Below are 10,437 nucleotides of genomic sequence, written 5' to 3'. Positions count from 1 at the left end.
AGTTCCGGGCCAGGTTGCGACCCATCACCGCCAACCCCGTCACACCGATCTGCGCCGTTCCGGACGTGGTGCTCGTGGACATCTCGGGTACTCCTCCTGTGGTGGGGACCGGCCGGGCGGGGTGGTTCACGCCTCGTTCGCCGGCTTGATGACCTCGGCGCCCTCGCGCTCGGCGCGGCGCGCCCGGATCTCGCCGACGATCGTGCGGAACACCTTGTCGGTCAGCGGGTAGAAGAACATGATCAGCAGCGAGATCAGGATGAACCCGGCGGTGAGCAGGCCGGACGCGAGCTGGATGCCGTCGATCGTCTCGGCCGACTGCGGGGCGCCGTTCTTGGCCGCGACCGAGTCGAACGCCACGATGCCGAGGGCGAACGCGCCCGCCGCTCCACCGAGGGCCTGGCCCATCTTGCGGGTGAAGGAGAACACGGCGTAGGTGGTGCCCTCGGTCCGGACGCCGGTCTTCCACTCGCCGTACTCGACGGTGTCGGCCTCGAGCGCCCACATCATGGTGTTCACACCGCCCATGCCGATCCCGAGCAGGAAGAAGCTGGCGACGGCCAGCATCGGCGTCTCCGGCGGGGCGAACGCGAGGCCCAGGCCGGCGACCATGCCGACGAGACCGAGTGCGACGTACCCGTTGCGCTTGCCGAACGTGCGGACGATCTTCGGGATGAACGCGGCCACCAGGAAGGTGCCGACGGCCTGGGCGACGGCGTTCCAGGCAATGTACTGGGCGTCGTTCAGGACGTAGATGGCGTAGTAGGCCGCCAGGGTGCTGAGCGCCGTGAGGCCGGTGAGGAACGCCAGGCTGCCGCCGCACAGCCACAGCAGCGGCCGGTTCTTGCGCAAGGTGGCGAAGCTCTCCCGCAGGGTGGGTGCCGCGACGTCACGCTGGACCTGCTCCTTGATCGACGTCACCGTGTAGAAGTAGAGCGCGGCGCCGACCACCACGAAGATCCCGGTGGTGACGAACAGGGACCGCTGCAGGCCCTCGGGGTCGCCGACGAACTTCTTGATCTGCGGCGCGACGACGAACGAGAGCATCAGGATGGTGATGTTGGAGCCCCACACGCGCCAGCTGGCCAGCTTGGCCCGCTCGCCGGGCACCTGGGTCATGGCGGGAGCGATGGAGCCGTACGGGATGTTCACCAGGCTGTACAGGGTGCCCATCACGGCGTAGGTGACGTAGGCGTAGATGAGGGCCTGCGTGTCGCTCATGCCCGGGAAGAACGTGTTGGCCGAGAAGATCGCCATGCTCGAGAGCAGGAGGGGGAGCGCGAACCACACGATGAACGGCCGGAACTTGCCGAGCCGCCCGGGCTTCTTCGCGTCCACCAGGCGGCCGGCGACGAGGTCGGCGATGGCGTCCCAGAACCGGATGAGCAGGAACATCGTCCCGATCGCCGCGGCGCCGAGCCCGACCACGTTGGTGTAGTAGAGCAGCAGGAACGAGGACGCCATCGAGAAGGCGAGGTTGTTCGCCGCGTCGCCGGCGGCGTAGCCGGAGTACTGGCGCAGTCCGAGCTTCTTGGGGACGGTCGCAACCGGCGCGGCCGGGGTGATCACTGCCATGGGATCTCCTTGGGGAACCGGGTCGAACGCCCGGGGTGGTGCGGGGATGTCTCTAGTGAGACAGAGGCGACGGAGCGGCAGCAATCGGTTGCCACGGGTTGCCCGGCGGTTGCCAGGGGTTGCCTGGGGAGGGGCGGGACGCGCCCCTCCCGCAGGTGTCAGCGCTTCTGGGTCCAGCGCTTGCGGAGCTCGTGCGCGGCGGCCTTCGGGCGGCGGTCGCGGGTGAACGCGCCCTTCTTGTTCCCGTCGACGCGGAACACGCCCGGCTTGGTGGCGAAGTCGGCGAAGTTCCAGACGTGCTCACCGACGACGGCGTCGACGCTGTCGAACACCCGGTGGTTCATGGCGAGGTAGTCCACCTGGTACTCCTCGGTCCAGGGCGACGCCACCAGGGAGTGCAGGCCCGCGACGGTGTCGGCGCCGTACTCGGTGATGATGATCGGCTTGCCGTCCGTGGCCCAGGCCTCGAGCTCGGTGCGCCACTCGCGCTCGGCGCTGTCGAGCTCGCCCGTGTTGACGTACCAGCCGTAGTAGCGGTTGAGCATGAGCACGTCAGCGAACTGGCTCACGAGGCACTTCCCGTGCGGCGCGAGCATGACGTTGACGAACCCGACGGGCCGCGTGGGGTCCAGCTCGCGAGTCAGGGCGAAGAGCGGCTCGAAGTAGTCACGGGCCGCCTCCGTGTCCGACTCCGGCTCGTTCGCGATGCTCCAGAGGACGACGCTCGGGTGGTTCTTGTCGCGCGCCACCAGCTCGCGGATGGCCTGGGCGTGCACCTCCCGGGTGGCGTCGTTGATCGTCTCCGGGGAGAAGGTGGTGTACCCCTGCCCGCCGAAGATCCCGCCGGCCAGGCCGGTGTTCATCCCGACCGCGGCGGTCTCGTCGATGACCACGATGCCCTGGCGGTCCGCGTAGTCGTAGACCTCGTCGGCGTACGGGTAGTGCGAGGTGCGGAAGGAGTTGGCGCCGATCCAGTCGAGCAGCTCGAAGTCGTGGACCAGGAAGGCGTCGTCGTGCGCCTTGCCGCGCACGGGGGCGTCCTCGTGCTTGCCGAACCCGGTGAAGTAGAACGGCTCGCCGTTGATGAGGAACTGGGTGCCGCGCACCTCCACCGTCCGGATGCCGACGGCGAGCGGGTAGGAGTCCACCACCGCCTCACCGTCGAGCACCTCGATCAGCAGGTCGTAGAGGTAGCCGTCGCCGGGTGCCCAGGGGTGCACGTCGTCGACGGTGAGGCTGCCGGTCGCTCCGCTCGCCGTCGCGACCTCGGCGCCGTCCTGGTCGGTCAGCCGAACGCGCACGGTTCGACCGTCGGCGTCGGCGGTCTCGACCGTGTAGTCGACCGTGCCGGTGGAGCCGTCGAGCCCGGTCACCACGGTGACGTCAGCGACGCGGGCCGTCGGTGTGGAGTACAGCCAGACGGAGCGGTGCAGCCCCGCGTAGTTGAAGAAGTCGTGGTAGTACTGCTGCCGCTTGCCCTCCGGCGTGTCGTACACGAAGCCGGGCGGCACGGTCTGCCACGAGAGCTCGTTGTTCACGACGGCGGTCACCCGGATCTCCTGGCCCGGCGTCACGTGGGCGGTGACGTCCACCTCGAACGGCGTGTAGCCGCCCTCGTGGCTCATCACCTCGGTCGAGTCCACCCAGACCGTGGCGCGGTGGGTGGCGGAGTCGAACCGGAGCACGATGCGCTGCCCGTCCCAGCCGCGCGGCACGCGGACGGTCGTCTGGTACCAGGCGTCACCGACGTGGTCGCGGACAGCGACGTCGGGGACGATGTCGTTGTAGCTGGCGGGGACGGGCATCGGACGCGCGGCCTGGAGGGGGGCGTCCCACCAGCGCCCGGCGCGGCCGGCGCCCTCCGCGTCGAGGCGGAAGGCCCAGATCCCGTCGAGCGGCTTGCGTTCGCGGGTGGCGGTGTCCAGGGATCGGAGCACGAGAGTTCCTCACGTTCGGCGTGGGGCGCCGCCCGTTCGCGGCGCTGCGGTCATGTCTCCCATTGGGCACGCTCCGGACCGCCGGATGCAATCGGTTGCCATGTGTTGTCTGCCGGGGCTAGCGTCGACGGATGACCGACGACGGTCCGCGCCGGGCCGCACCGACCATCTACGACGTCGCGCGGGTCGCGGGGGTCGCCACGTCCACCGTGTCGCGGGCGTTCGCCCGGCCGGGTCGCGTCAACGCGGACACGGCGGCGCGCATCCGGGCGGTCGCCGACGAGCTCGGGTACCGCTCCAACCCGATCGCCCGCGCGCTCTCGACGTCCCGGACACGCATGCTCGCGGTGATGATCTCCGACATCACGAACCCGTTCTACGCGGCGCTGGTCCGCGGGATCCAGACCGCGGCCCAGGAGGCCGGGTACATCCTGCTGCTGGCCGACGCCCAGGAGTCCGACTCCCTGGAGCGCGAGGCGCTCGAACGGCTCGTCCCCGTGGTCGACGGCATCATCATCGGCAGCTCACGGATGTCGGACGCGGCGCTGCGGACCATCGCCAAGCAGCGGCCGATGGTGGTGCTCAACCGCGAGCTGGCCGGCGTGCCGAGCGTGGTGACCGACAACCCCCGGGGGATGCGTCGGGCGGCCGAGCACCTGGGCGGCCTGGGGCACGAGTCGATCACGTACGTCGCGGGACCGGAGGCGTCGTGGGCCGACGGCATGCGCTGGCAGGCGCTCCGGGAGGCCGGCCACGAGCTCGAGCTGGGCGCGAGCCGGATCGGGCCCTTCCCCCCGACGTTCGCCGGCGGCATGCAGGCCGGCGCGGAGCTGGCCGCACACCCACCGACGGCCGTGATCGCCTACAACGACCTCATGGCCATCGGGGTCGTGCGCGGGCTCGCCGCCGCCGGGCTGCAGGTCCCGGCGGACGTCAGCGTGATCGGCTTCGACGACACCCTGGCGTCCCGGCTGGTGACCCCGCCGCTCACGACCGTCGGTGCTCCGGTGCGCGAGATGGGCGCGGCGGCTGTGCGCGACGTCCTGGCCGCGCTGCACGGCGCCGAGCCGCAGTCCGGTCACGCGTTCGTGCTGCCGGTCCGTCTCGTGGTCCGCCACTCGACGGCTCAGCGCAGCCGGAACAGGACCTCGCCCGCATTGGGCACGACGAAGGTGTCCGGGTCGGTCTCGTAGGCCGCGAGGTCGAACTCGTCGGGGGAGAGGTACCCGAGGTTGGCCCCGCGCACCTTCTCCTCCGGGATCGCGGTGACCAGCGTGACGTTCACCCGGCAGCGCTCGCCCTCGACCTCGTCGAACGTCCCGGCACCGCGCAGGTGGGTGCTGTGCGCCAGGACACCCCAGTGCACGTCCTTGAACCTGTCCCACTGCTTCACGAAGTAGTCGCGGCAGTGGTAGCCGATCTCGTAGATCTCCTGGTGCACGACGGAGATCTCCGAGATGTGCGGCGCGTAGATGATGACCTCGCCGCCGTCGGCCACGACGGGCTCGAGCTTGTAGAAGCCCTTGGCGGCGGTCCAGATGTCCTCGTACTTGGTCGGGATGAGCGAGACGACGCGCCGCACCGGGGCGTCGAGGTAGCGGACGTGGGTCTGCGCGGACACCTCGGCGGCCGCGGCCCAGGCGGCCTCCGTCGAGCCGAACGACGCGGCGTGCAGGGACGAGGTGCCGGACTGCGCGACGACGCACAGGGCGAGCTTCTCGCCGGGGATCATGGTCGCCGCCTCGTTGATGAGGGCGCGGACCGGGGTGATCCCGCGGGTGCCGATGATCTCGGAGCTGGTGATGAGCGCCCCCACCCAGTGCGTGAGGTCGATGATCTCCGGCCCGGCGATGCCGGGGAAGAAGTACTTGTTCCCGCCGGAGAACCCGACCACCTCGTGCGGGAACACCGGGCCGACGACGAGCGCCACGTCGTGCTCGACGACGGCCCGGTTCAGGGCGACGTCGGCAGGCATGGACAGCAGCCCGCCCGTGAGCTCGCTGACCCGGTCCGCGCTGATGGTGCCGAGGGAGACGAACGTCTCGGGGGTCCACCACTCGTGGTTGAGCACCGTCATCCCGGGGTAGGTCGCGTCGAGGCCCTCGCGCGCGTAGCCGAGGTGCGTGGCGAGCGCCCGCTCGCTCATCGCGACGTGCGTCCCGAGCGCGACGAGGGCGGTGAGCCGGGTGACCCGGCCGACGAGCGCCTGGTGCACGGTGGCCAGGAGCAGGGGCAACGGGCAGCTGCGGGTGCCGTCGGGCACCACGAGACACACGCTGCGGCCGTCGAGGTCCGCCCCGGCGAGCGACTCGAGGACGAAGGAGCGCACCTGCTCGGTAGTCAGCACCTGGTCCGGCCCGCCGACGAGGGCAGCCTGCCGGGCCTGGGCGGTGACGAGATCGAGGGTGTCGGTCATGAGGCCACCCTGCTCCCGCCCCGGACGCTCGGCAAGGCGTCTGGCAACTCACGGCAACCGATTGCCGGTGCGACGCGACGCGACCACCATGGCGGCATGGCCACTCTCGAGCTCCATCCGGACCGCCTGCTCCCGCCCGACCCCGCGACCAGGGATGTGGCGCGGCAGCTGTACGAGGCGGTGCGCGACCTGCCGATCATCTCCCCGCACGGTCACGTCCCGCCGGCGTGGCTGGCCGACGACGCCCCGTTCGACGACCCGACGACGCTGCTCATCACCCCCGACCACTACGTGAACCGGCTGCTGCACGCCCGGGGGGTGCCGCTGTCCGACCTCGGGGTGGGCGTGGACCGGCTCACCCCGGAGCAGTCACGCCATGCCTTCCGGCTCCTGTGCTCGCACTGGAAGGCGTACCGCGGCACGCCGGTCAAGTTCTGGTTCGAGTCCGAGCTCGCGGACATCTTCGACATCGGGCTGGTGCCGTCGGCCGCGACCGCCGACGCGATCTACGACGCGATCGCCGAGAAGCTGGCGACGCCCGCGTTCACGCCCCGCGCGCTGTACGAGCGGTTCGACATCGAGGTGCTCTCCACCACGGACGACCCGAGCGACGACCTCCGCCACCATCGCGCCCTGACCGAGGACGACACCTGGAAGGGCAGGGTCGTGCCCACCTTCCGGCCCGACAAGTACCTGGAGCCCGCCACACCGGCGTGGAACGGGCTGGTCGACCAGCTCGCCGGCGTCTCGGGGGTCGACACCGGCACCTGTGCCGGCTGGGTCGCCGCCATGGAGAACCGCCGGGCCTACTTCAAGGAGCACGGCGCCGTGTCCACCGACCACTCCCACCGCGACGCGCGGGTCGAGCCGATCGCCGACGCGGAGGCGGAGCGGCTGTACGCGCTCGCGCGTGCGGGGACGATCACGGCCGAGGAGGGCGCGACGCTGCGCCGGAACCTCATGTTCCAGCAGGCACGCATGGCGTCCGAGGACGGTCTGGTGATGACCCTGCACCCCGCCGTCCACCGCAACCACCACGGCCCGACCTTCGAGCGGTACGGCGCGGACGTCGGCGCCGACATCCCCGTCGCCGTCGAGTTCGCGAGCGCGCTGCAGCCGATGCTCTCGGCGTTCGGCACGTCCCCGGGCTTCCAGGTGATCCTCTTCACCATCGACGAGACGGTCTACTCGCGGGAGCTCGCGCCGCTGGCAGGCTTCTACCCGTCGGTCTACGTGGGCGCCCCGTGGTGGTTCATCGACGCGCCCGAGGCCATGGTCCGCTATCGCAGAGCGGTCACCGAGACCGCCGGCTTCACGCGGACGTCCGGGTTCATCGACGACACCCGCGCGTTCCTCTCTATCCCCGCCCGGCACGACATGAGCCGCCGGATGGACTCCGGGTTCTTGGCCCAGCTCGTCCTCGACCACCGGCTGACCATGGACGAGGCGCTCGACACGGCGATCGACCTCGTCGTGACCGCACCCCGAGAGGCGTTCCGGCTGTGAGCGGCACGAGCACCGGCCTCGCGACCCCCGAACGACTGTCCCGCGCGTCCGGCCACGGCCGGCCGGCAGCGCCGGTCCGCATCCTGCACCTCGGCCTCGGCAACTTCTTCCGCGCGCACCAGGCCTGGTACACGGACCACGCCCCCGACGCCGACCAGTGGGGCATCGCCGCGTTCACGGGACGGTCCGCCGCGATGGCCGACGCGCTCGAGCCGCAGGGCGGCCTGTACACCCTGGTCACGCGCAGCGCCGAGGGCGACCGGTTCGAGGTCGTGTCCAGCATCTCGGCCGTGCACGACGGTGCCGACCACGCCGCGTGGCTCGCTCGCTGGGCGTCGCCCGAGCTCTCCGTCGTCACGCTCACCGTCACCGAGGCGGGGTACCTGCGCACCCCGGACGGTCGGCTGGACACGGCGCGGGCGGACGTCCGGGCCGACGTGGAGGCACTGCGCGCGGATCCGACCGCGCCGGTGCAGACGACGCCGGGACGGATGGTCGCCGGGTTCCTCGCCCGCCGGGCCGCGGACGCGGGTCCCGTCGCGATCCTGCCGTGCGACAACATCCCGGCGAACGGTCCGGCGCTGGCCGCGGTCGCGGCGGACCTCGCCGCTCTGGTCGACCCGAGCCTCGGGGGGTGGATGGCCGACCACGCGCTCTTCGGGACGACGATGGTGGACCGCATCACGCCCGCGACCACCGACGAGCACCGTGCCGCCGTGCTCGCCGCGACCGGGCTGGTCGACGCCTCCCCGGTGCCGACCGAGCCGTTCAGCGAGTGGGTCGTCGCCGGCGAGTTCCCGAACGGCCGACCCGCGTGGGAGGCCGCCGGTGCCCGGGTCGTGGACGACGTCCTGCCGTTCGAGGAGCGCAAGCTCTGGCTGCTCAACGGTGCCCACTCCCTGCTGGCCTACGCCGGTCCCGGCCGGGGTCACCAGACCGTCGCCGAGGCGATCGCGGACGCGGAGGTCCGCGGCTGGGTCGAGCAGTGGTGGGAGGAGGCCTCGCGGCACCTCTCGCTCCCGCCGGCGGACGTGGCCACCTACCGCGTGGCCCTCCTGGCCCGCTTCGAGAACCCCACGATCCGCCACGCCCTCGCCCAGATCGCGGGCGACGGCACGCAGAAGGTCCCCGTGCGGATCGTGCCGGTCCTGCGGGCCGAGCTCGCTGCGGGGCGGGTGCCGGTGGGCGCGACCCGTGCGGTGGCCGCCTGGGTGGCGCACCTGCGGGGTCACGGCGCGCCGGTGGCAGACGTGTCCGACGAGGCGGGCAGGCTCGGCGCGGGGACCCTCGAGGAGTCGGTCGACGCCGTCCTGGCCTTCCTGGCCCCCGACCTCATGGCCGACGGCCGCGTGCGTGATGCGGTGCTGGCGCACGCCCGCGAGCTGACCGCGGCGCCGCGCCCCTGACCTCGTTCGACCCGGGGCCACGCGCCCGGGCAACAGATGGCAACCGATTGCCATCAATGCCGTCCGGGGCGCTCAATGGTCGAGGACCTCCCGGGTCCGACGAGAGCTGGAGGTGGAGCCGTGCACGACCGGACAGGCTGGGAACGAACGGGGCCGCAGGCGCCCGTGCGGATCGTGCACCTCGGGCTCGGTGCGTTCGCCCGGGCTCACCTGCTCTGGTACACCCAACGGGCCAACGAGGCCGGGGGAGCCGAGCAGTGGGGCGTCGCGGCCTTCACCGGCCGGTCGGCCGCAGCGGCCGAGACGCTCGCCCGGCAGGACGGGCGGTACACCCTGCTGGTCCGCTCGCCCGAGGGCGACGCGGCCACCACGGTCGACGCCCTCGTCGCGGTCCACGACGGTGCCGACGGCGACGCCTGGCGCGAGTACCTCCGCCGCCCCGAGGTGGGCGTCGTGACCCTGACCGTCACCGAGGCCGGCTACCGACGCACCCCGAACGGCACGCTCGACCGTCACGACCCTGAGGTCGCGGGCGACGTCGCACGCCTCCGGTCGGGCGGGGCCGCGGTGACCGCACCCGGCCGCCTCGTCGACGGGCTGCGCGCGCGCCGGTCGGCCGGCACGGGCCCCATCGCGGTCGTGAGCCTCGACAACCTGCCCGACAACGGCCGCGTGGTCCGTGGCGTCACGCTCGACCTGGCGGAGGCGGTGGACGAGTCCCTCGCGCGGTGGATCGACGAGCACGTGGCGTTCGTGTCCACGATGGTCGACCGGATCACGCCCGCGGCGGTCGAGTCGGATCGAGCCGTCGTCCGGAGGCTGACCGGTCGGGAGGACCGGTCGCCCGTCGTCACGGAGCCGTTCACCGAGTGGGTCCTGCAGGGCGAGTTCCCGGCCGGGCGCCCGAGGTGGGAGGCGGCCGGTGCACGAGTCGTCGACGACCTCGAGCCATACGAGCGCCGCAAGCTCTGGCTGCTCAACGCGGGCCACTCGCTGCTGGCCTACCAAGGTCTCGCGCGCGGCCTGCGCACGGTCGCGGAGGCGTTCGCCGATCCCGGGTGCCGCGCGGACCTGGAGGCGCTGTGGTCGGAGGCCGCCGACGTGCTGCCGCTGGACGTCGAGGAGGCCACCGCCGCGCTGCGGAGCCGGTTCGCGAACGCCCGCATCGAGCACCGCCTCGAGCAGATCGCCCAGGACGGCTCGCAGAAGCTGCCGGTGCGGATCCTCTCCGTCGCCCAGGAGCGCGCCGTCGCCGGGCTGCCCGTCGGCCGCGCGGGAGCCGGCGTCCTCGCGGCATGGATCGACCACCTCGCGGCCGTCGACCCGGCGGTGTCCGACCCGGCCGCTGCGGCGCTCGCCGCACGACTGCGCGGCCGGGGCAGCTCGGCCCGCGCGGCGCTCGTCCTGCACGCGCTCGCGCCCGACCTGGCCTGGAGCGACGTCTACGCCCGGCACGTCGCCGAGCGGCTCGCCGTCCGTCCCCCCACCCCCCCCCCCCCCCCCGGGGGCCCCGCCAGGAAGTAGGGTTCCCCCCCCGGCACGGGCACCCCCCCCAACCCCACATCGGGCCCCCGGAAATAAACACCCCCCAGGGGGG

The 10,437-nt window shown here is 72.2% G+C and carries 7 protein-coding genes; 4 read left to right on the top strand and 3 right to left on the bottom strand.

Annotation, left to right across the window (positions count from 1 at the left end; translation table 11 throughout):
* Positions 1–126: 126 nt before the first annotated feature.
* Both RYN42_RS17765 and uidA read right to left on the bottom strand, forming a co-directional pair.
* A complete protein-coding gene (locus tag RYN42_RS17765) occupies positions 127–1,575 on the bottom strand; it encodes a glycoside-pentoside-hexuronide (GPH):cation symporter (RefSeq protein ID WP_315098172.1) in 1,449 nt (482 codons plus the stop codon).
* A gap of 158 nt (positions 1,576–1,733) precedes the next feature.
* Entirely contained in the window at positions 1,734–3,512 is a 1,779-nt protein-coding gene (gene uidA / locus RYN42_RS17760) for a beta-glucuronidase (protein WP_315098171.1), read from the bottom strand.
* A 131-nt stretch (positions 3,513–3,643) separates the two neighbouring features.
* Between uidA and RYN42_RS17755 the strand changes: the two genes are divergently transcribed.
* On the top strand, positions 3,644–4,705 hold the full coding sequence (locus RYN42_RS17755; RefSeq protein ID WP_315098169.1) for a LacI family DNA-binding transcriptional regulator: 1,062 nt from the start codon (positions 3,644–3,646) through the stop codon (positions 4,703–4,705).
* On the opposite strand, the gene RYN42_RS17750 is transcribed toward RYN42_RS17755, so the two are convergent.
* Positions 4,639–5,928 (bottom strand): lactate racemase domain-containing protein, encoded by a 1,290-nt coding sequence (locus RYN42_RS17750; protein ID WP_315098167.1) that lies wholly within the window; start codon positions 5,926–5,928, stop codon positions 4,639–4,641. The genes RYN42_RS17755 and RYN42_RS17750 overlap by 67 nt on opposite strands.
* 96 nt (positions 5,929–6,024) lie before the next feature.
* Here RYN42_RS17750 and uxaC point away from each other — a divergent pair, with 96 nt between their 5' ends.
* From uxaC to RYN42_RS17735, 3 genes are all read left to right on the top strand, one after another.
* A complete protein-coding gene (gene uxaC / locus RYN42_RS17745; RefSeq protein WP_315098166.1) occupies positions 6,025–7,434 on the top strand; it encodes a glucuronate isomerase in 1,410 nt (469 codons plus the stop codon).
* Positions 7,431–8,840, top strand: a complete 1,410-nt coding sequence (locus tag RYN42_RS17740) for a mannitol dehydrogenase family protein (RefSeq protein WP_315098163.1) — start codon at positions 7,431–7,433, stop codon at positions 8,838–8,840. The genes uxaC and RYN42_RS17740 overlap by 4 nt, the downstream gene beginning before the upstream one ends.
* Before the next feature lie 120 nt (positions 8,841–8,960).
* Positions 8,961–10,364: a mannitol dehydrogenase family protein gene (locus RYN42_RS17735; RefSeq protein WP_315098161.1), complete on the top strand. Its 1,404-nt coding sequence runs from the start codon at positions 8,961–8,963 to the stop codon at positions 10,362–10,364.
* Positions 10,365–10,437: the final 73 nt, after the last annotated feature.

This window comes from uncultured Cellulomonas sp. (assembly GCF_963527515.1).
In the GTDB taxonomy this organism is placed as follows: domain Bacteria; phylum Actinomycetota; class Actinomycetes; order Actinomycetales; family Cellulomonadaceae; genus Cellulomonas.
The sequence above is the reverse complement of the archived record's forward strand: the minus strand, read 5'-3'. Positions and strand labels throughout refer to the sequence as shown.